Source organism: Plantactinospora sp. BB1, from assembly GCF_003030385.1.
Classification (GTDB): Bacteria; Actinomycetota; Actinomycetes; order Mycobacteriales; family Micromonosporaceae; genus Plantactinospora.
Map to the genome: position 1 here is coordinate 419,137 of NZ_CP028159.1, position 19,859 is coordinate 438,995.

The 19,859-nt window shown below is 71.7% G+C and carries 18 protein-coding genes; 14 read left to right on the forward strand and 4 right to left on the reverse strand.

The window, feature by feature from the left end; genetic code table 11:
- Positions 1 to 68: 68 nt before the first annotated feature.
- Positions 69 to 1,862: a thiamine pyrophosphate-requiring protein gene (locus C6W10_RS01685; RefSeq protein WP_107256030.1), complete on the reverse strand. Its 1,794-nt coding sequence runs from the start codon at positions 1,860 to 1,862 to the stop codon at positions 69 to 71.
- Between the two features lie 140 nt (positions 1,863 to 2,002).
- On the opposite strand from C6W10_RS01685, the gene C6W10_RS01690 reads away from it, so the two are divergent.
- The 4 genes from C6W10_RS01690 to C6W10_RS01705 all read left to right on the forward strand — a co-directional run bounded on the left by C6W10_RS01690 (position 2,003) and on the right by C6W10_RS01705 (position 6,377).
- Positions 2,003 to 2,410, forward strand: a complete 408-nt coding sequence (locus tag C6W10_RS01690; protein ID WP_107256031.1) for a hypothetical protein — start codon at positions 2,003 to 2,005, stop codon at positions 2,408 to 2,410.
- A gap of 83 nt (positions 2,411 to 2,493) precedes the next feature.
- Positions 2,494 to 3,168, forward strand: a complete 675-nt coding sequence (locus tag C6W10_RS01695; protein ID WP_107256032.1) for a DUF6766 family protein — start codon at positions 2,494 to 2,496, stop codon at positions 3,166 to 3,168.
- Positions 3,169 to 3,355: 187 nt separating this feature from the next.
- Positions 3,356 to 5,515, forward strand: a complete 2,160-nt coding sequence (locus tag C6W10_RS01700; protein WP_234361567.1) for a glycogen debranching N-terminal domain-containing protein — start codon at positions 3,356 to 3,358, stop codon at positions 5,513 to 5,515.
- A gap of 73 nt (positions 5,516 to 5,588) precedes the next feature.
- Entirely contained in the window at positions 5,589 to 6,377 is a 789-nt protein-coding gene (locus tag C6W10_RS01705; RefSeq protein ID WP_107256034.1) for an SDR family NAD(P)-dependent oxidoreductase, read from the forward strand.
- A gap of 15 nt (positions 6,378 to 6,392) precedes the next feature.
- Here C6W10_RS01705 and C6W10_RS01710 read toward each other — a convergent pair whose 3' ends face one another.
- Complete coding sequence (locus C6W10_RS01710) at positions 6,393 to 6,872, reverse strand: hypothetical protein (RefSeq protein WP_159079185.1); 480 nt, start codon at positions 6,870 to 6,872, stop codon at positions 6,393 to 6,395.
- A gap of 307 nt (positions 6,873 to 7,179) precedes the next feature.
- On the opposite strand from C6W10_RS01710, the gene C6W10_RS01715 reads away from it, so the two are divergent.
- The 4 genes from C6W10_RS01715 (at position 7,180) to C6W10_RS01730 (ending at position 10,980) form a co-directional block, all read left to right on the forward strand.
- Positions 7,180 to 8,847: a metallophosphoesterase family protein gene (locus tag C6W10_RS01715; RefSeq protein WP_107256036.1), complete on the forward strand. Its 1,668-nt coding sequence runs from the start codon at positions 7,180 to 7,182 to the stop codon at positions 8,845 to 8,847.
- Positions 8,848 to 8,915: 68 nt separating this feature from the next.
- Positions 8,916 to 9,590, forward strand: coding sequence for a hypothetical protein (locus C6W10_RS01720; protein ID WP_107256037.1), 675 nt, complete (start codon positions 8,916 to 8,918; stop codon positions 9,588 to 9,590).
- Complete coding sequence (locus C6W10_RS01725; protein WP_107256038.1) at positions 9,587 to 10,435, forward strand: nickel/cobalt transporter; 849 nt, start codon at positions 9,587 to 9,589, stop codon at positions 10,433 to 10,435. Before C6W10_RS01720 ends, C6W10_RS01725 begins: the two co-directional genes overlap by 4 nt.
- A gap of 170 nt (positions 10,436 to 10,605) precedes the next feature.
- Positions 10,606 to 10,980 carry a hypothetical protein gene (locus C6W10_RS01730; RefSeq protein WP_199853832.1) on the forward strand — a complete coding sequence of 125 codons (375 nt, stop codon included), beginning with the start codon at positions 10,606 to 10,608 and terminating at the stop codon, positions 10,978 to 10,980.
- Between the two features lie 129 nt (positions 10,981 to 11,109).
- Here C6W10_RS01730 and C6W10_RS39185 read toward each other — a convergent pair whose 3' ends face one another.
- Positions 11,110 to 11,244: a hypothetical protein gene (locus C6W10_RS39185; protein ID WP_255419747.1), complete on the reverse strand. Its 135-nt coding sequence runs from the start codon at positions 11,242 to 11,244 to the stop codon at positions 11,110 to 11,112.
- 211 nt (positions 11,245 to 11,455) lie between these two features.
- On the opposite strand from C6W10_RS39185, the gene C6W10_RS01735 reads away from it, so the two are divergent.
- The 4 genes from C6W10_RS01735 (at position 11,456) to C6W10_RS01750 (ending at position 16,046) form a co-directional block, all read left to right on the forward strand.
- Positions 11,456 to 12,325 (forward strand): NAD(P)-dependent oxidoreductase, encoded by an 870-nt coding sequence (locus C6W10_RS01735; RefSeq protein ID WP_107256040.1) that lies wholly within the window; start codon positions 11,456 to 11,458, stop codon positions 12,323 to 12,325.
- Between the two features lie 207 nt (positions 12,326 to 12,532).
- A complete protein-coding gene (locus C6W10_RS01740; RefSeq protein ID WP_234359332.1) occupies positions 12,533 to 13,441 on the forward strand; it encodes a sugar ABC transporter permease in 909 nt (302 codons plus the stop codon).
- Positions 13,438 to 14,334 (forward strand): carbohydrate ABC transporter permease, encoded by an 897-nt coding sequence (locus C6W10_RS01745; RefSeq protein ID WP_107256042.1) that lies wholly within the window; start codon positions 13,438 to 13,440, stop codon positions 14,332 to 14,334. Before C6W10_RS01740 ends, C6W10_RS01745 begins: the two co-directional genes overlap by 4 nt.
- A 50-nt stretch (positions 14,335 to 14,384) precedes the next feature.
- The gene (locus C6W10_RS01750; RefSeq protein WP_159104416.1) at positions 14,385 to 16,046 is read left to right on the forward strand and encodes an extracellular solute-binding protein; all 1,662 of its coding nucleotides are present in this window, start codon (positions 14,385 to 14,387) and stop codon (positions 16,044 to 16,046) included.
- A gap of 17 nt (positions 16,047 to 16,063) precedes the next feature.
- Here C6W10_RS01750 and C6W10_RS01755 read toward each other — a convergent pair whose 3' ends face one another.
- The gene (locus C6W10_RS01755) at positions 16,064 to 17,305 is read right to left on the reverse strand and encodes an MFS transporter (RefSeq protein WP_199853833.1); all 1,242 of its coding nucleotides are present in this window, start codon (positions 17,303 to 17,305) and stop codon (positions 16,064 to 16,066) included.
- Positions 17,306 to 17,429: 124 nt separating this feature from the next.
- Between C6W10_RS01755 and C6W10_RS01760 the strand changes: the two genes are divergently transcribed.
- Together C6W10_RS01760 and C6W10_RS01765 are read left to right on the forward strand one after the other, a co-directional pair.
- Positions 17,430 to 18,173, forward strand: coding sequence for a helix-turn-helix transcriptional regulator (locus tag C6W10_RS01760; protein WP_107256044.1), 744 nt, complete (start codon positions 17,430 to 17,432; stop codon positions 18,171 to 18,173).
- 179 nt (positions 18,174 to 18,352) lie between these two features.
- On the forward strand, positions 18,353 to 19,768 hold the full coding sequence (locus C6W10_RS01765; RefSeq protein WP_107256045.1) for an aminopeptidase P family protein: 1,416 nt from the start codon (positions 18,353 to 18,355) through the stop codon (positions 19,766 to 19,768).
- Positions 19,769 to 19,859: the final 91 nt, after the last annotated feature.

Genomic DNA, 19,859 nt, shown 5'->3' on the forward strand with positions numbered 1-19,859 from the left:
CCCCGCCACCCGCACCGGGGTTGCTCCACCGGCGACTCACCTGGACGCGGGACGACGACCCGTCCGGGTCAGTGCGGGTCGTCGAAGCCCTCGGTCGCCCGTTCGCGGCGCAGGTGTGCCAGCGCCCGCCGGCTCAGCTCGGTCTCCTCCCGCCTGAGCGCCTGGTACATGGTCGCGACCTTCTCGTACGGCTGGGCGGGCGGCAGCAGCGGAATCGCCGGGTCCACGACCGCCTCGATCAGCGTCGGCCGGTCCGCCGACAGGGCCCGGTCCCAGGCGGCGTCGACCTCGGCCGGTGTGGTGACCCGGACGCCGTGCAGGCCCAGCAACTCGGCCCAGCCGGCGTACGGGGCGTCGGGCAGGCGTTGGGAGTCGACGAAGCGGGGATCGCCCTCCATCTCCCGCTGCTCCCAGCTCACCTCCGCCAGGTCGCGGTTGTGCAGCACCAGCACCACGAACCGTGGGTCGGCCCAGTCCCGCCACCGGTGCGCGACGGTGAGCAGCTCGGCGAGCCCGTTCATCTGCATCGCCCCGTCCCCGGCGAGGGCCACCACCGGGCGGTGCGGGGCGGCGAGCTTCGCGGCCAGCCCGTACGGCAGCGCCGAACCCATCGAGGCCAGCGTGCTGGACAGGTGCGCGTCGACACCGACGGGCAGTCGCAGGTGCCGGGCGTACCAGTAGGTCACCGAGCCGACGTCCACCGACACCTGCGAGTCCCCGGGCAGCCGGTCGGTCAACGCGTGCAGGACGTACTGCGGGTTGAGCGGCTCGGCCTCGGCGGTGGCCCGGCGCCGGGCGATGTCCCGCCAGCGGACCACCTCGTCCTCGATCCGCTGCCGCCAGCTTCGGTCGGACCGCGACGTGAGCAGCGGCAGCAGGGCCCGGATGGTCTCGGCGGCGTCGCCGAGCAGCGGCACCTCCACCGGGTACCGTACGCCCAGGCGCCGGCCGTCGATGTCGATCTGCACCGCGCGGGCCTGCCCCGGTGCCGGATAGAACTCCGACCACGGGTCGTTGCTGCCGACGATCAGCAACGTGTCGCACTCGCGCATCAGCACACTGCTGGCGGTGCTGCCCAGGTGGCCCATCACCCCGGTGTGCACCGGCAGCGCCTCGTCCAGCACCGGCTTGCCCAGCAGCGACGCCGTCACGCCCGCCCCGAGCGCCTCGGCCAGCTCCACCACCTCGGCCGCGGCGGCGCGGGCGCCCTGCCCGACCAGGATCGCCACCCGCTCGCCGGCATCGAGCAGCTCCGCGGCGGCCCGCAGGTCGTCGGCCCGGGGGCGCAGCTCGGGCACCGGCAGCCCGGGGCTGGTCACCATGACCCCGTGCTGGTGGGCTTGCAGGCTGGGAGCCGGGGCTGTCTGCACGTCGTGGGGCAGGATCACGCAGGTCGGGCTGCGGGTCGCCAGCGCCGTGCGGATCGCCCGGTCCAACAGCATGGGCAGCTGTTCGGGCGTGTACGCGGTCTGCACGAACTGGGCGCACACGTCCCCGTAGAGGCGCACCAGGTCGATCTCCTGCTGGTAGCCGCTGCCCAGTACCGACGTCACCTGCTGACCGACCAGCGCGAGCACCGGCTGGGAGTCCAGCCGGGCGTCGTAGAGGCCGTTGAGCAGATGCACCGCACCCGGCCCCTGCGTGGAGAGGCACACGCCCAGCCCGCCGGTGTACTTGGCGTGCCCGCACGCCATGAACGCGGCCGTCTCCTCGTGCCGGGCCTGCACGAACTCCGGCCGACCGGCGCGCCGCAGCGCGCCCATCACCCCGTCGATGCCGTCCCCGGAATAGCCGAAGACCCGGTCCACACCCCAGTCCGCCAACCGGGACACCACCAGATCCGACACCGTCGCGTCCGCCACCGCCGCCTCCTCGTCTCGACCCTCCCACCCTGCGCCTTACCCCCAGGCGCCTGGTCGAACCGGGCGGATCGCACCGCTCCGATACGAATCGGTGACACGATCCCGGTTGGGGAGCGTCACGCGGGGGGATGTAGCCCCGCATGAGGTTCGCAGGTGTGGCGGTGGGCAGTGCGGCGCTGACCGTACTGACCGTGGCCGGGTGCGGTTCGGTGACCGACCGCGGCGACGCGGCGGCTGCCGTCGCGGTACGCACGCTGACCGCCGTCACCGCCGAGGACGGGACTGCCGCCTGCGCTCTGCTGGCACCCGACACCGCCGCTGAGCTGGAGCAGTCCGCCGACAAGCCGTGCGCGGAGGCGATCCTGGCCGAGGACCTGCCCGAACCGGGGGTGGTGGTCGCCAGTGACGTGTACGGCCAGCGGGCACAGGTGCGGCTCAGCGGAGACACCGTCTTCCTCGCCGTCCTCCCCGGCGGTTGGCGCGTGGTCGCCGCGGGGTGCACCGCCCGGGGTGACGAGCCCTACGACTGTGTGCTCCAGGGAGGTTGAACCATGCGACTCCAGTTCGTTCTACTGCTGCTCGTGGTCGCCGCCGGTCTGATCTATTTCTCCGTGTTGGGGGTGCTGCACCGGTGAGGCGCTTCCTGCGCGAGAACTCCCTCGGTCTGGTCTTCGGTCTGCTGTTCCTCGGTGCCCTGGTCGGTCAGGCGTTCGCCGGGCATGCCGACTTCAACCAGCGGCAGCTCAGCGAGGGCCTTCCACCGGTGTCGCTCGGCCGGTATGTGACGTCGGCGAGCTTCGGTGTCGACGTCACGGAGAACTGGCAGTCGGAGTACCTGCAATTCTTCCTCTACATCTTCCTGACCGTCTGGCTGCTCCAGAAGGGCTCACCGGAGTCCAAGGAACTCGACAAGGCCGGCCCCGAATCGGACGAGGACCAGATGGTCGGCGCGCACGCCGCCGACACGTCGCCGGCCTGGGCCCGCGTCGGCGGCCTGCGGCGGGCCCTGTTCTCCCACTCGCTGGGCCTGGTCATGGGCGCGATCTTCCTGCTGTCGTGGCTGGCCCAGTCCATCAGCGGGGTCGCCGCCTACAACGAGGAGCAACTCGGCAACCTCCAGGACCCGGTGTCCTGGGGCCAGTATCTGGGGCAACCCGACTTCTGGAACCGCACCCTACAGAACTGGCAGTCGGAACTGCTCGCGGTCACCTCGATGGTGGTCCTCTCCATCTATCTGCGACAGCGCGGATCGTCACAGTCCAAGCCCGTCGGCGCCGCGCACACCGCCACCGGCGTGGAAGGCTGAGCAGCGACGCTGGCCATCGCCGCATGATCTCGGACCTGCTCGGCAGAGCCGTCGAATCCCCCTTCCGGTACCGGACCGGACAGGTCGAGGAGCGGGTTCCCGCGTTCGGCACCGGTGCCGCCCCGGCGCTGCCTAGGCTGGCGTCGACAGGATGGCCGCGCTTCTCGTGCCGGCGAAGGGGGCTGCCGTGACGAATGTTGTCCGGCGTCCCACCCCGGCCGACCCGACCCCCGGGGTGGTGACGAGCGCCAACGCCCCGAGTTCGGTGGTGCGTACCCAGCCGCCGGAGTTGGGGCCGGACGCGGTGGCGGTGGTGGAGGGCCGGTCGTTCATGGTGAGCAACGCCGCCGGGGACGTACCGGTCGGCACCATCGGCGGGCTGGTGCACGACGACACCCGGCTGCTCAGCCAGTGGGAGCTGACCCTGGGCGGGGCGCCGCTGCTGATCCTCAGCTCGGGGCTGGTCGACGACGACTCGGCGGCCTTCTTCCTGACCAACTCGGACCTGCCGCACGTGCCGACCAACAGCGTCGGGGTCCGCCGGCAGCGGTTCATCAGCGACGCGATGGAGGAACGGATCGAGCTGGAGTGCTTCGCCAACGAGGTGCAGTCGGTGCAGCTCCGGCTCCGGGTCGGCACCGACTTCGCGGACCTCTTCGAGATCAAGCAACGGGTACGGGACCGCTCGGCGAGCATCACCCGGGACTACTCGACCGACGGTTCCCGGCTCTGCTTCACCTACCGCAACGCGGACTTCACCGCCGTCACCGACATCCAGGTGTCGCCGCCGGCCGACCGGGTGGAGGAGAACGACCTGATCTGGGACCTGCGCCTGGAACCGGGACTCAAGTGGCAGGCCGAGGTGTCGGTGGCACTGCCCCGCCGGCCGACCGAGATGCCCTCGCTGCACCGCCGGTTCGGCCAGGGCTTCGACCTGGTCGGCGAGGATCCCACGCACACCTGGCGGGAGGAGTGTCCCACCCAGGATCTCGACTCCGACCTGCTGAGCCGGGTGATGGAGAAGTCCAAGATGGACCTGGTGGCGCTGCGGATCGAGCAGACCATCGGCGACGAGACGATCGTGCTGCCGGCCGCCGGCCTGCCCTGGTTCCTCACCGTCTTCGGCCGCGACTCGCTGGTCACGGCGTACCAGTCGCTGTCGTTCGGGCCACGGCTCGCCCGGGGCACCATCCGGTCGCTCGCCAACTACCAGGGCACCAGGCTGGACGACTTCCGGGACGAGGAGCCGGGGAAGATCCTGCACGAGGTACGCAGCGGCGAGCTGACCCGGACCGGCGAGAAGCCGCACAACCCCTACTACGGGACCTCGGACGCGACCCAGCTCTGGCTGATCCTGCTCTCCGAGTACTGGCGCTGGACGTTGGACGAGGACTTCGTCCGGCGCTTCCGGGACAACGTGCACGCCGCACTGGGCTGGATCGACCGCTACGGGGACCTGGACGCGGACGGGTACGTCGAGTACGCCACCCGCTCGCCGCAGGGGCTGGGCAACCACTCCTGGCGGGACTCCCCCGACGGCATCGCCTACTCCGACGGCTCGATCCCGGTACTGCCGATCGCGACCTGTGAGATCCAGGGCTACACCTACGACGCGAAGCTCCGGATCGCCGAACTCGCCGACGGCCCGCTGCGGGATCCGGAACTGGCCGAGCGGCTGCGCGCCGAGGCGTACCAGCTCCGGGAGCGGTTCAACCGGGACTTCTGGATCGACGACCGGGGCGGTTACTACGCCGTCGGTCTCGACGGGGACAAGCGGCCGATCGACTCGATGACCTCGAACATGGGGCAACTGCTCTGGAGCGGCATCGTGCCGCCGGAGCGGGCCAGGGTGATCGCCGGCCAGCTCCTCTCCCCGCACATGTTCTCCGGCTGGGGCATCCGGACCACCTCCACCACCGACAGGTGCTACAACCCGATCGGCTACCACAGCGGCACGGTCTGGCCGCACGACAACTCGCTGATCGCGCACGGGCTGGCCCGGTACGGGTACCGCGACGAGGCGGCCCGGGTCATCGTGGCGATGCTGGAGGCGGCGGACTTCTCCGCGCACCGGCTGCCGGAGGCGTTCGCCGGCTACGACCGCTCGTACGGGCGCAAGCCGGTCCCGTACCCGACCGCGTGCACCCCGCAGGCCTGGGCCAGCGCGGCGCCGCTGCTCTTCGTCCGTACCCTGCTCGGCCTGGACGCCCGCGACGGTCAGTTGCTGATCGACCCGCACCTGCCGACGGACTTCGGCCGGATCAGGTTCGGCCGGTTGCAGGCCTTCGGCAAGCGCTGGGACCTGGAGGCGGCCGGCGACCAGGGCCACGTCCACCTCTCCCGGTGACCCGGGCGCGACCGGAACGAGCAGATGCGGAGCGTACCTGCGGATCACCGTTCCGTGATGAGAGAGTGACCTCATGACCGGAACCAACGCCCCGGGCGGCAGAGTCGGCCTGCTCGGCGACAAGGTCGCGCTGCTGATGGGCGCGGGTCGCGGCATCGGCGCCGCCGCTGCCCGGCTCTTCGCCCGCGAGGGTGCCACCGTGGTGCTGGCCGCCCGGACCGAGTCCGAACTCGCCGAGGTGGCCAGGGAGATCCGCGACGCGGGCGGTACCGCCGACTACGTGATCGCCGACCTGACCGACGGGGCCAGCGTCCAGGCGGCGGTGGAGAGCGTGATCCGGCTGCACGCCCGGCTGGACGTGGCGTTCAACAACGGTGGCATCTCGATCCCGCACACCCCGATGGTGAACGCCACGGAGCGGGACTTCGACCTGGTCACCTCCGTCAACTACCGGGGGCTGTTCCTCGCGATGACCGCGGAGATCCGGGCCATCCGGGCCACCGCCGGCTCGGGGGCGATCGTCAACGTCAGCAGTGTCGGCAGCCTGCGCGGCGCACCGGGACTGGGCCCGTACGCGGCGACGAAGCGGGCCGTGAACAGCCTCACCGAGACCGCCGCCGTCGAGTACGGCCCGGAGGGCATCCGGGTGAACGCCATCGCCCCGGGCACCACGATGACCGGGGTGATCCGGCAGTGGGCCGACGACGAGCCGGCCGCCGTCGAGCGGCTCAACGAACTCACCCCGCTGCGCCGGGCCGCCGAGCCGGACGAGATCGCCCAGGCGGCCGCCTGGCTGCTCAGCGACCGTGCCTCCTTCGTCACCGGCGTCTGCCTGCCGGTCGACGGCGGTCTCCGCGCCTGACCGCGCACCCCCGGCTCACCGCAGCGGCAGCACCGAGTCGGTGAGCCGGCCGCGCGGCCGGTAGACCACGCACATCACCGTACGGTCGCCGTCCGCCCAGGTCTGCTCGGTCGGCAGGACCGGATAGAAGTCGAGGGTGCCGCCGTTGCCGTCCGGCCAGCGCCGGTCGAAGTACCCCCGGCAGCCCCGCCAGGCGAAGTCGGCCAGTCCGGCGCGGTCCCACGGCCCGTCACCGGCGCGCAGGAAGCCGTACGACTGGTTGTCGGCGCCGGACTCGCACGGCTCGTACCGGACGACCACCTCGGCGGCCTCCCGGGAGTACACCGGGTCGGAGAAGCACTCGCCGCCCTCGATGTTGAGCAGGCCACCGGTCTGGGCGGTGACGAAGCTGTCCCCCTTGACGATCGGCGGCCCGACCGTCGGTTCGATCGCGGCGAGCGCCGCCAGGGTGCCGACGGTGGCGACCACCGCCCAGCGGCGGGACGGCAGTTTCATCGTGCTCCGTACGGTCGACGGTCGGGCGGGCTGCCGGCAGGCGACGACCCGGGCCGACCTGCCGCCGGCATGGTAGGTGGACCCGGGTGAACGGCCGGTTCCCCGCCGATGGCCGGAGGATCTCCCCAGGATGAAGCCCGGCACCGGACACCGCCTGTTGATCATGAATTAATCCGCTGGTCAGGCCCGTTCACCCGGCGGCCAGTCGACGGTCGACCGCCCGTCGCCCACCTCTGGATGAATGCCCTTGGCCACCGGCTGCGGGCCGGCGGCAGTACCCGCTTTCACCCGAAAGGTGATCCCTGTAGTGACTGACGTCAAGAGACCCTGGATTCCGGGCTCCCGGCGGGCCAGGCTTGCCGCCATCGGCGCCGCCGCCATGCTCGTCGGCGGCTTCGCGGTCAGCCCGGTGGCGTTCGGTGACGCCGCACCCGGCAAGTACCCGGCCGCCGAGATCCACCGGCCGTCCCCGATGCCCGACCGCATCATCCTCACCCCGACCACCGCTCCGGCCACCTCCCAGCGGGTGACCTGGCGGGCCGAGACGACCCCCGAGTGGGCCCAGGCCGAGATCCTGGAGGCGCCCGCCGCGCTCGGCCAGGTGACGCCCGCCGCCGGCACGGTCTCGGTCGTCAAGGCGATGTCGACCAGGTCGGTCAACACCTCCCTCGGGTACGCCTCGACCTACCACACCGTGGAGTTCGCCGGCCTCAAGCCGGGCACCCGGTACACCTACCGGGTCGGCGACGGCACCAACTGGAGCGCCTGGACCGACTTCACCACGGCGACCGCCGACGCCAAGCCGTTCTCGTTCATCTACTACGGCGACGCGCAGAACTACCTCGACTCGGCACTGCCCCGGGTGTTCCGGCAGGCGTTCGCTGACCGTCCGCAGGCCAGGCTGATCGTCAACGCCGGTGACCTCATCGACTCCGCGAACAGCGAGGAGCAGTGGGGGCAGTGGTACCAGGCCGGCGGCTTCATCGACAGCCAGATCAACAACATCTCGATCCCCGGTAACCACGAGTACAGCGGCAGCGCGCTCTCGTCGTTCTGGACCCCGCAGTTCCCGTATCCGGACAACGGGCCGGCGGGCTGGCCGGCGGAGCTGGCCAAGACCGCGTACACGGTCGACTACCAGGGTGTCCGGTTCATCGGCCTGAACACCAACGTGCAGGGCATCCCGGACGTGATGGCCGCGCAGACGGCATGGCTGGAGGGGCTGCTCAAGAACAACCCGAACAAGTGGACGGTGGTGACCTTCCACCACCCGGTCTACTCGACCGCGGAGGGCCGGAACAACCCGGTGGTCCGCGCGCAGTGGGGCCCGCTCTTCGAGAAGTACGGCGTCGACCTGGTGCTCCAGGGCCACGACCACACGTACGGCCGGGGCAGCGTGACCTCGTCGCGCCGGTCGCTGACCGTGCACGACAGCACCGTCTACGCGGTGTCGGTCTCCGGCGGCAAGATGTACGACGTCGACGGTTCGGTCTGGACCGACAACAACGCCGACATCATGAGCCAGGCGGAGGACAAGCAGCTCTACCAGCTCATCGACGTCACCGGCGACAGCATCCGCTACGAGGCGCGGTACGCCAACGGCCAGCACCACGACGGCGTCGTGATCCGGAAGAACGCCGCCGGTGAGCGCACCGTCAACGAGCTGCGTACCCCGGAGAACACCGTCGGCGAGCAGGCCAGGGTCAACAAGACCATCGTCGAGGCCAAGGGCAGGGTCAGGGTCGACGCCTACGGCTACGACCCCGGTGAGGAGGTCACCGTCTACCTGCGCAACGCCAAGGACGGCGCGGGCAGGAAGGGTGTGTTCATCGGCTACAAGAGGGCCGACGAGCTGGGCCGGCTCGAGTACAGCTTCGCGCTGCCGCCCTCGGCGAAGAAGAACACCAGCCACGTGGTCTACCTGGAGAGCGAGAACCAGCAGATCACCACTCCGGCCATCACCGTGACGAAGTAGTTCCCACCCGGCCCGGACCGTCGCCTCGGGGCGGTGGTCCGGGCCCGGTTCGTACGTCAGGAGACTCCTTGATCGCCCGCTTCCCGTCCCCGGCCGTCGCGCTCGGCCTGGCCGGCCTCGCCGTGCTTGCCGCGCTCGCCGTCCCGGCCGCCCCGGCCGCCGCGCACCCGTTCGGCCCGCCCTCCACCGCCCGGATCAGCGTGCACGGCTCCCGGGTCAACCTCGCCTGGCTCGCCGCCGAGGACGACTGGGTGGCGCTCGGCCAGTCCCTCGGCGCCTTCGAGGACCCGGCGCTCGGCGCGGTCGCGACCGACCTGACCGGGGAGCAGAAGCTCCAGCGCTCGCCCCGGGTGCACGACTACCTGCTGGAACGGATCGCGGTGCGGCAGGGCGGCACCCCGTGCCCGGGCCGGCTCGACACCCTCGACCGGCTGCTCGACGAGGGTGCCCGGCTCGTCTTCGACTGCCCGGCGGAGGTGGTCGACCTCGACGTCACCGTCGGCGCGCTGACCGACCTGAACGAGGCGTACCGGACGATGCTCACCAGCCAGACCCCGGCCGCACCGGAGCGGACGCTCTTCACCGCCGCCGAGCAGACCCATCGGGTCCGTTTCACGCCCGGCGCGGGCGGGCTGCCGGGCAGCACCGTAGCCACCCTGGCCGGCGTCGGCGCCGCCCTGCTCGTCGGGGTCGCCGCGCTGGTCACGGTACGGCTGCGTCGGCGTTCCCGGAGCCGGTCGTGACCGGCTTCGAGGGCCGGCTGGTCGCCCTCTTCGACGGCCGGGGAGTCTTCTGGCTCGCCCTGGTGGTGGCGCTCGGGGTCGGCGCCGCGCACGCGGTCGCCCCGGGCCACGGCAAGAGCGTGACGGCGGCGTACCTGGTCGGCACCAGAGGACGCTATCGGGACGCGGTCCGGCTCGGCGTGATCGTGGCGGCGATGCACACCCTCTCCGTCCTGGTGCTGGCGCTCGCCTGGGTCGGACTCAGCGGCGCCGCGAGCCTCGGCACCAGGACGCTGACGGCGTGGATGCAGGTGGCGGCCGGGCTGCTGGTGATCGGGGTCGGCGCACACCTGAGCTGGCGACAGCTGCGCGGCGCCGGTTCCCACCCGCACACCCACACCCACACCCACCCGCACACCCACAGCCACAGCCACGACCACGGCCGGGTCCTGGTCGGGCACGGGCACGGGGCCGTACCGGTACCCGATCATGCGGAGGCGCACGGGCATCGGCACGACGTACCCGCGCCGACCGATCCGTGGTCCCGGCGTGGGCTGACCCTGCTGGCCCTCTCCGGCGGGCTGCTGCCCTCGCCCTCCGCGTTCCTGGTGCTGGTCAGCGGCCTGCTGACCGGCCGGGCCCTGGACGCACTCGTCCTGGTGCTCGCCTTCGGCATCGGGATGGCCGGCACGCTGACCGGGGTCGGGGTGCTCACCATCCGCGGCGTCGCGCTGCTGACCGGTACGGTTCGACGCTGGCCGATGGCGGCGACCGCCGCGGCCTGGCTGCCGGCGGTCGCCGGGATCGCGGTGTGTCTCGGCGGCTGCCTCTACCTGGTCGCCGCGCTCTCGGTGCTGACCGGCTGAGCTGAGTAGTATTCGCCGACCGGTCCGCCGGGAGGCGACCCTGCACCGCGAGGCGGTCGCTTGGGGGCTCCCGCGCCGTCCGGAAGGATCGGGACGTGACCTGTGACGTCTGTGGCCACCAGATGCGACGGATGCCGGTAGCGGAACCGCGAAGGAGGTCGGACCTGCCGGTGCGGGAGCGGTGGTTCTGCTCCTGGTGCTACGCCTGGACCGAGCTGGGACACCACCCGCAGGAGGTCTCACGGCCGCAGTACCGGCCCATGCACCGGCGCTGGGAACGGGCAGAAGCAGTGGAGCTGCCCGAGGGCGTGGGCCACGCCTACGACGAGGCGTCCAGCCACGAGGAGTACGGCACCACCCTGTGCGGCATTCGGCACGACGGCCTGCGCGCCTCTGCGTACCCGTGGGTGCCGGATTGGCCCGATGCCTGCCTGGCCTGTAGGGAGGCCGCGGCCGTCATCGACCGGCGCTGGCCGCCGGGGATGCGCGGCGGGAAGCGGGTGCACCCCACGCCGCCTCCCGGTTCGCACTGGCCGCCCTTCTAGGGCTGCCGATGCACGGCTGACCCGCCCCCGTCGGATCAGAATCCGGGAATGCGTCGTGCATGTCGTCGCGGCTCGTGGCCGGGCTGGGGCGCCGCGCTTCGCAGGCGTCCCAGCGGGCCGTGTAGGTGGTTACGAGTCGCCGGAGGGGCCGGCGATGGTGGTGCCGGTGCGGACCGGTACGCCGGGGTTGGGGGTGCCGTCGGAGTTCCAGCCGATCTTCTGGGTGTGTTGCAGGAACTGGCCGAGTAGGTCAGGAAGGTGCACTATCGGTCACGACGTGGCTGCACCGGTCGCCGCCTCAGCGGTTGTGATCGCTCACATCATTCTCCGATCCCGCTGACCGGAGGCTCTGTCCCCCGCCGGACCACCGAAGACCGTGCCGGCGGCAGAACGAGTCGACTCGATTTCGGGTCGGCGGCGCCGCCCGGTCACCTACGCTGCCGGACGGGGGCAGTCGCAACGAGGGGAAGCACCGATGGCGCAGACGCAGCGGGTGGCCGTACTCGGGCTGGGTGGCATGGGTCAGCCGATGGCGGCCAACCTCGTCCGGGCCGGCCTGCCGACCGTCGTCTGGAACCGCCGCCCGGGACCCGCCCGGCTCCTCGGCGAGCAGGGGGCCGAGGTCGCCGACAGCCCGGCCGACGCGGTACGCGGGGCCGACGTGGTGATCACGATGGTGACGAACGGGGACGCGGTCCGATCCATCGCGATCGACCAGGGCATGCTGGCCGCGATGGCCGAGGGCGCGATCTGGGCCCAGATGAGCACCATCGGGGTCTCCGACACCGAGCGGATCGCCGGACTGGCCCGCGAGCAGCGCCCGGACGTGATCCTGCTGGACGCCCCGGTGGCGGGCAGCCGTGGTCCGGCGCAACGGCGTCAACTGGTGGTGCTCGCCTCCGGCCCGGAGCAGGCCCGGGGCCGGATCGCCCCGGTCTTCGACGCGCTCGGGCAGCGGACCGTCTGGGCCGGCCCGGTCGGCGCCGGTTCCCGGCTCAAGCTGGTCAACAACATGCTGCTCGCCTTCCTGGCCGAGGGGATCGCCGAAGCGATGGCGCTCGGGCACTCCCTCGGCCTGGACCGGGCGACGGTGCTCGGCGCGTTGCAGGGCAGCCCGCTGGTCTCCCCCTGGGCGGCGGAGAAGCTGGAGCGGATCGGCCGGGACGAGTACTCGGCGCAGTACTCGCTCTCCCTCGGGCTCAAGGACGTCAACCTGGCGCTCTACGAGGTCGACATCGACCGGTTCCCGGTGGCGAACAGCCTGGCCGCGCAGTGGCAGCGGGCCGTCGAGCACGGGCTCGGCGACGAGGACGTCACGGTACTGGCCCGGGCACTCCAGCACTGAGCAGCCGCGACGATCCGCTGCCGGGCACCGCCCCGGACGGGTTCACCCGCGCGGCTCGGCAGGTGGTGCCGACGGCATCGATTCGTGTCTTGACGCTCTTCAGGGGTGACTCTAGGTTTACCCGGATGTAACAGCCGACTTCCGGAACTGTCGCGATCCATCGTGTTCACGCGTCGCATCCGGCGGTACTGAATGGGGTGGGCCGGTTTGTCGTGGTGGGAACGGATACGGCGGGACCGCATCCTGCTGCTCGCCGCACTTCCCGGGGTCGCGCTCCTGCTGACGTTCCACTATCTACCGTGGCTCGGCAACGTCATCGCGTTCAAGGACTACCAGCCGTACGTCGGAATTCTCGACAGCCCGTGGACCGGGCTGGCGAACTTCCGGATCATCGTCAACGGCGACCCGGCATTCCTGAACGCGCTGACCAACACCCTGATCATCACCCTGCTCCAGGTGCTGGTCGTCTTCCCCGCCCCGATCGCCCTCGCGCTGCTGCTGGACAGCCTGATGTCCGAGCGGCTCAAGCGGACCGTGCAGAGCGTCCTCTATCTGCCGCACTTCCTCTCCTGGGTCATCGTGGTGGCGATCTTCATGCAGTTGCTCGGCGACGGCGGCCTGCTCAACAACTTCCTCCGGGACCACGACCTCGGCACGGTCAGCATCGTCAGCAATCCGGACGCCTTCTTCGCCCTGGTCACCGGGCAGGTGCTCTGGAAGGACGCCGGCTGGGCGACGATCCTCTTCCTGGCCGCGCTCTCCCGGATCGACGGCACGCTCTACGAGGCGTCCGCAGTGGACGGTGCCACCCGCTGGCGGCAACTCTGGCACATCACCCTGCCCGGACTGCGCGGCCTGATCGTGCTGCTGCTGATCCTGCGGCTCGGTGACGCGCTCACCGTCGGCTTCGAGCAGATCGTGCTCCAGCAGGCGGCGGTCGGGGCGGACGCCAGCGAGGTGCTCGACACGTACGTCTACAACAACGGCATCCTCGCCGGTGACTGGGGGGTCAGCGCCGCCGTCGGGCTGGTCAAGGGCCTGGTGGGGCTGCTCCTGGTGCTCGGCGCCAACCGGCTCGCGCACCGCTTCGGAGAGCAGGGGGTCTACCAGCGATGAGCAACCGGGCCACCATCGCGGGTGTCCCCGCCGCGTCCCGACCGGTACGCGCGCTCAAGGGCGTCGTGCTGGCGGTCTGCTGTGCGGCGGTGGTCGTACCCTTCCTCGGGATCGTCTCGACGAGCCTCGCCACGCACGAGCAGATCACCCGGGACGGCGGCTTCGTGCTCGTCCCGGACGAGGTCAGCTTCGCCGCGTACTCCGCGATCCTCTCCGGTGGCGTGGTGACCCGGGCGACCCTGGTCAGCATCTTCGTCACCGTCGCCGGTACGGCGTTGAGCATGGCCACCACCATCCTGCTGGCGTACGGTCTCAGCCGTCCCCGGTCGGTGGCGCACCGGCCGCTGCTGATGGTCGTGCTCCTCGCCCTGCTCTTCGCCCCGGGCATCATCCCGAGCTACCTGGTGGTGAAGAGCCTCGGGCTGCTGGACAGCTACTGGGCGCTGATCCTGCCGGTCGCGGTCAACGCGTTCAACGTGATCATCCTGCGGGCGTTCTTCATGGACCTGCCCCGGGAGGTGATCGACAGTGCCCGGATGGACGGTGCCGGTGACGCCGCCATCCTGTTCCGGATCGTCCTGCCGCTGAGCAAGGCCGTACTGGCGGTGATCGGCCTCTTCTACGCGGTGGCGTACTGGAACGCGTTCTTCAGCGCCCTGCTCTACCTGAACGACACCGCGAAGTGGCCGTTGCAGCTCGTGCTGCGGACGTACGTGGTCAACCAGACCCAGCTCGGCGTCGACCAGCTCGGCTCGGCCGGCGCGGCACTTCCGCCCCAGGAGGCGATCCAGATGGCCATCCTGGTGCTCTCCATCGTCCCTGTCCTCGTCGTCTATCCCTTCGTGCAGCGGCATTTCACGAAGGGCGTACTGATCGGCGCGGTCAAGGGCTGAAACCGCTCCTCCTCCCCCGATTCCCGCAGGCGTTACGCCAAGGAGCAACGATGACCAGTCAACCGGCGATTGGACGCCGACAATTTCTCACCGGCGCGCTCGGTACCGCCGCCATGGTCGCCACCCCCGGCCTGCTCGCCGGCTGCGGCGAGGGCGGCACCGCCACCGGCGGCGACCGCAACAGGGCCAGCGGCTCGGCCCGGCTGCCGAACTACATCCCGTACACCGGGGTCACTCCGGACCTGAAGGGCAACCGGCAGGGTCTGCTGGACGCCTTCCTGAAGTATCCGGAGCCGCCGGTGAAGGCGACCGACGGTCCGCCCGGCGACGGCGGCGAGTTCTCCGCCTTCGTCCTGACCAACTCGCCGGTGCCGCCCGCGGTCGGGCAGAACCCGTTCTGGCAGGAGATGAACCGGCGGCTCGGCGTCGACCTGCGGTTGACCATCGTGCCGAACCCGGACATGCCGACCAAGTTCGCCACCCTGGTCGCCGGGGACGACCTGCCGGACGTCATCGTGCCGGCGCTGTTCACCCCGAACGGGCTGCCCGCCGGTACCGCCAACCTGCCGGCCTGGCTCGCCGCCAAGTGCCAGGACCTCAGCCCGTACCTCTCCGGCAACGCGGTGCAGGAGTATCCGTTCCTGGCCAACCTGCCCACCGAGGCGTGGCGGGACTGCCGTTACAACGGCGGCATCTACGGCCTGCCGGTGCCCCGGGGCATCGGCGGCACCCTGATGATGCGCCGGGACGACCTCTTCAAGCAGCTCGGCGCCGACCTCCAGCCGGGCAGCTTCGCCGAGTTCCGGGAAGTCTGTCGCAAGGTCACCGACGCCCGGGCGAACCGCTGGGCGCTGGCCCAGGCACCGCTCGACTTCGTCCGGCAGATGCTCGGCAACCCGTGGCGGTGGAAGCTGGAGGGCGGCGGGCTGGTCAGCGCGTACGAGAGCGAGGAGTTCACCCAGGCGCTCGCCGACACCGCCCGGCTGGTCAAGGACGGCGTGGTGCATCCGGACAGCTTCAGCAACAACGCGCCGACGAAGAAGTGGTTCAACGCGGGCAGCGCGTTGATGATCACTGACCGGTACACCGCCTGGCCGCAGTTCTACGCGGAGAACATCGCCGGCCCGGACTTCGACATCGGCGGGATGCGGCCGCCCCTGCACGGCGGCGGCGGGTTCGCGGCCACCTGGCAGGCCGCGGCGACCAACAACTTCACCGCGTTCAAGAAGGCCGACGAGGGGCGGATCCGGGCGCTGTTGAAGGTCTGCAACTGGCTGGCCGCGCCGTTCGGCACCGAGGAGTGGCTGCTGCGCCGGTACGGCGTCGCCGGGGTGCACTACCGGATGACCGGCGGCGGGCCGGAGCTGACCCAGGCCGGGGTGAGCCAGACGGTACTCGGGATCCGCTACATCGTGGACGCCCCGGACGTGATCTTCGTGCCGGGCGAGGCGGCGGCGACCCGCAAGTCGTACGAGTACCAGAAGTCGATCATTCCGACCGCCGTCAAGGACCCGACCCTCGGACTCTTCTCCGACACCTGGTCCCGGCGGTCCGGTCAGCTCGGCACGATCGTCAACGACGCCCAGATGGACATCCTCAGCGGCCGCAAGTCCGTCTCGGCCTGGGGCGAGGTGCTCAAGCAGTGGCGCAGCACCGGCGGCGACAAGGTGCGGGGCGAGTTCGAGGAGGCGATCGCCAACAGCAGCGACTAGGGTCGGCGAGGCGGTGGTCAGGGGTTGACCGGGCGGTCCCGCAGGGCCCGCCGGACGAGCGCCGGAAGCAGCGCCGCGGCGATCAGGAAGATCGCGGCGACGAAGAGCCAGCCGACGGTGCCGTACGTGCCGACGGCGAGGGTGAACAGGGCGGGTCCGAAGATCTGCACCGTCGCCGTGGCCGCCTCGGCCAACCCCTGGTACGCGCCGAGCGCCCGCTCCCGGGCCAGCCCCAGCGAGAGGGTCCAGCTCGACGCGACGTACCCGAGTTCACCGGCGAGGTGCGCCAGTGCCGCGACCACCACGACGGTGACCGCCACCGGCCCGGCCCCGCCGGCCGTGGTGGCCAGCAGCAGGCAGCTCGCCGCCAGCGCGACGCCCGAGCAGACGGCCGTCCGGGTGGCCGAGGCGGGTGTGCGGGCGAGCCGGGTCGCCGGCACCTGGCCGACGGCGATGCCGACGGAGCTGATCACCACCACGATGCCGCTGAGCACGAGCGGCAGTCGGGTCGACTCCGCGATCCAGAGCGGTAGTCCGGTGGAGAGCATGGCCCAGCAGAGCGAGAAGAGCGCGACGGCGACGCTGACGCCGACGTACGGCAGGTCGCCGAGGGCGGCCCGGACGTTCGCCCGGACCGGTCGGGCCGGGCCGCCGGTCCGCCGGCCGGGGACGGTGGCGGCGACGATCCCGAAGACCGCGAAGGTGACCGCGTTGACGGCGATGGCGACCGTGTAGCCGACGGGTCGGTCCACCGCGAGGACGGCGGCGCCGAGTCCCGCACCGGCGGCGTACCCGACGTGCTGGGCGACCCGTTGCCGGGCCAGTTCCCGTACCCGCGCCCCGTTGTCGCGCACCAGCGCCGCCACCAGGGCGGTACGGACCGCGCTGCCGCCGTTGGCGAGCGCGACGAAGGCGACGGTGACGACGAGGAAGCTCCAGACCCCGTCCACCAGCAGGTAGCCGGCCATGCCGACGGTCCGGACCGCCGCGATCGCCACCAGCACCCGGCGCGGGTCGTGCCGGTCGGCGAGGGCGCCGAGCGGTACGGCCGCGGCGAGGCCGAAGGCGGCGGCGACCGCCATGCCGACCCCGACGGTGCCGGCGGGGATGCCGACGACCCGGGTGAGGTAGAGCGCCCAGATGGTGAACCACATGCCGTCGCCGAGCGCGGAGACGCCCCGGCCCCAGAGCAGCCGGCGCAGTCCGCCGGCGGTCACCTCGTCCGTGTCCGGGTCGCTCGTCACCACGGTCGTCGACACATCCACCACCCTTCAGCTAACTCTGAAAAGTGAACGTAGCGAGGTCCGGCCGGGCCCGCAACCGGAGTTCAGGAAACTATGAATGGTGCTAGGCTGCCGCTACGGACCGGAGGAGGGACGCGGCATGACCGGCTGGGTGGATCCCGACGACCCGACGCTGGCCGCCGCCACCTCGCTGGCCCGCGAACTCGCCGACCCGATCCGGCTGACCGCCCTGCAACTGCTGGCCGTCGAGGGTCCGCACACGATGACCCAGCTCGCCGACGCGCTACGGGTCAGCGCGCCACGGCTCGGCAACCACCTGGCCCGGCTCCGCGCCCGGGGACTCGTCACCGTGCAGCAGCGCGGCCGGCACGTGGTCTACCGGCTGGCCAGTCCGGACACCGTCGACGTGCTCACCGCGCTGGCCCGGCACGGCCGCCCGGAGACGCCGGGCCCGCGACCCGCCCGGCCACCGTCGCCGGCCGAGACCGCCCGCACCTGCTACGACCACTGCGCCGGCCGGCTCGGCGTCGCGGTCTTCGCCGCCCTGGTCCAGCGGGGCGCGCTGCTGCCACCCGACGGGCGGCACGACGAGCTGCGGCTCGGCCCGGACCCGACCGCCTTCGGCGACCTCGGCGTGGACCTCGACGCCGTACGGCCCGGGCGGCGCAAGCTCGCCACCGCCTGCCTCGACCGCAACCATCGACTGCCGCACCTCGGCGGCGTGCTCGGTGCCGAGGTGCTCGACGCGTTCGTCGCCGACGGGCTCGTCCACCGTCAGGACGGCGAACGCGCCCTGGCGATCACCGCCAGGGGCGCCCGGAAACTCCCCGCCCTGCTGCCGGAGTTTCCCGCCCCAGCCGCCGACGGCCGACCCCGGAGCTGACCGCCACCGCCAGCCGGCCCGGAGCTGTCTTCGGACATCTGCCGGAACCCTCCCCCGCCGCCCCGGTACGTCCGTAGGGAGTTGCCGCGACGCCCTTGCGACACCACGGTTTCGCGGCAAAGGTGAGGTCCAGTAGGCGAACCGCCGGCCGTACGGCCGCATCGGCGAAAGGGCCAGGCATGTCGGAGCGTGTCCCCGCCACCAGTAGTCACGACCTGCCGGTGCCTCCGGCGCTCGCCGAGTTCATGCTCGGTGGCTGGGCGCCGAGCGAGGCGCCGGTCCGGGCGGATCCGGGGGTGGCGGCCTGGGCGGCGAAGCGGCGGGCCCGACTGACCGGGATGTTCCCCGGCGAACACCTGGTGGTCCCGGCGGGCGGCGCACCGGTACGCAGCAACGACCAGTACTTCCGGTTCCGGCCCGGTTCGGACTACACCTGGCTGACCGGGGACGGTGACCGGGGTGGCGTGCTGGTGCTGGACCCGGCGGGTGAGCCGACGCTCTACACCGACGAGCCGCCCCGGCCCGGCACGGCCGAGTACTGGACCGACCGGAACGCCGGCATCGTCTGGAACGGCCCCCGGGCCGACCTTGCCACTCTGGGCGAGGCGCTGGAGATCCGCTGCCGCCCGATCGGCGAACTGGCCGAGGCGCTCGCCGCGGCCGGTCGGATCCGGCTCAGGCGCAGCGTCGACCCGGCCGTGGACGCCCTGGTGCCGGTGACGGACCCGGTCGCCGACAGCGAGCTCGTGGTGGCCCTGGCCGACCTGCGGCTGATCAAGGACGAGTGGGAGGTCGGGCAGCTCCAGCACGCCGTCGACGTCACCGTGCGCGGCTTCGAGGACGTGGTACGCGCCCTGCCGGAGGCACTGGCCGGCGGCGGTGAACGGTGGCTGGAGGGCACCTTCGCCCGGCGGGCCCGCTCCGACGGCGAGGAGGTCGGCTACCAGCCGATCGTCGCGGCCGGCTCGCACGCGGCGGTACTGCACTGGAACCGCAACACCGGTCCGGTACGCCCCGGCCAGTTGCTGCTGCTGGACGCCGGGGTCGAGGTCGGCACCCGGTACACCGCCGACATCACCCGGGTGCTTCCGGTCGACGGCCGGTTCACCCCGGTGCAGCGGGACCTCTACGAGCTGGTACGCCGGGCGAACGACGCGGCGATCGGGCAGCTCCGGCCCGGGGCGGCGTTCCGGGACTACCACTGGGCGGCGATGTCGGTCCTCGCCGCCGGTCTGGTCGACCTCGGTCTGCTGCGCTGCTCGGTGGAGGAGGCGCTGGACCCGCAGCGGCAGCTCTACCGCCGCTGGTCGCTCTGCGGCTCCGGGCACATGCTCGGGCTCGACGTGCACGACTGCGCCCCGGCCACCGCCGCCCGGTACGTCGAGGGCGAGTTGCAGGCCGGCATGGTGCTGACCGTCGAGCCGGGCCTGTACTTCCAGCCGAACGACGAGCTGGTGCCGGCGGAGCTGCGCGGGCTGGGGATGCGGATCGAGGAGGATCTGCTGGTCACCTCCGACGGCAGCCAGAACCTTTCGGCCGCGCTGCCGCGTACCGCCGACGACGTGCAGAGCTGGATGTCCCGGCTGGCCGGCTGAGCGGAATCACCTCGGCGAATTGCACTGTCGACCGAACGTAGCTGAAACAAATCACTGCCATTCCCGGAATTTTCGCGGTGTACATCGGCGG

Coding starts and splice junctions, on each gene's coding strand:
- C6W10_RS01690 (WP_107256031.1), top strand. CDS start 2,003: ATGAGGTTCGCAGGTGTGGCGGTGGGCAGTGCGGCGCTGACCGTACTG.
- C6W10_RS01705 (WP_107256034.1), top strand. CDS start 5,589: ATGACCGGAACCAACGCCCCGGGCGGCAGAGTCGGCCTGCTCGGCGAC.
- C6W10_RS01710 (WP_159079185.1), bottom strand. CDS start 6,872: ATGAAACTGCCGTCCCGCCGCTGGGCGGTGGTCGCCACCGTCGGCACC.
- C6W10_RS01735 (WP_107256040.1), top strand. CDS start 11,456: ATGGCGCAGACGCAGCGGGTGGCCGTACTCGGGCTGGGTGGCATGGGT.
- C6W10_RS01745 (WP_107256042.1), top strand. CDS start 13,438: ATGAGCAACCGGGCCACCATCGCGGGTGTCCCCGCCGCGTCCCGACCG.
- C6W10_RS01750 (WP_159104416.1), top strand. CDS start 14,385: ATGACCAGTCAACCGGCGATTGGACGCCGACAATTTCTCACCGGCGCG.
- C6W10_RS01760 (WP_107256044.1), top strand. CDS start 17,430: ATGACCGGCTGGGTGGATCCCGACGACCCGACGCTGGCCGCCGCCACC.
- C6W10_RS01765 (WP_107256045.1), top strand. CDS start 18,353: ATGTCGGAGCGTGTCCCCGCCACCAGTAGTCACGACCTGCCGGTGCCT.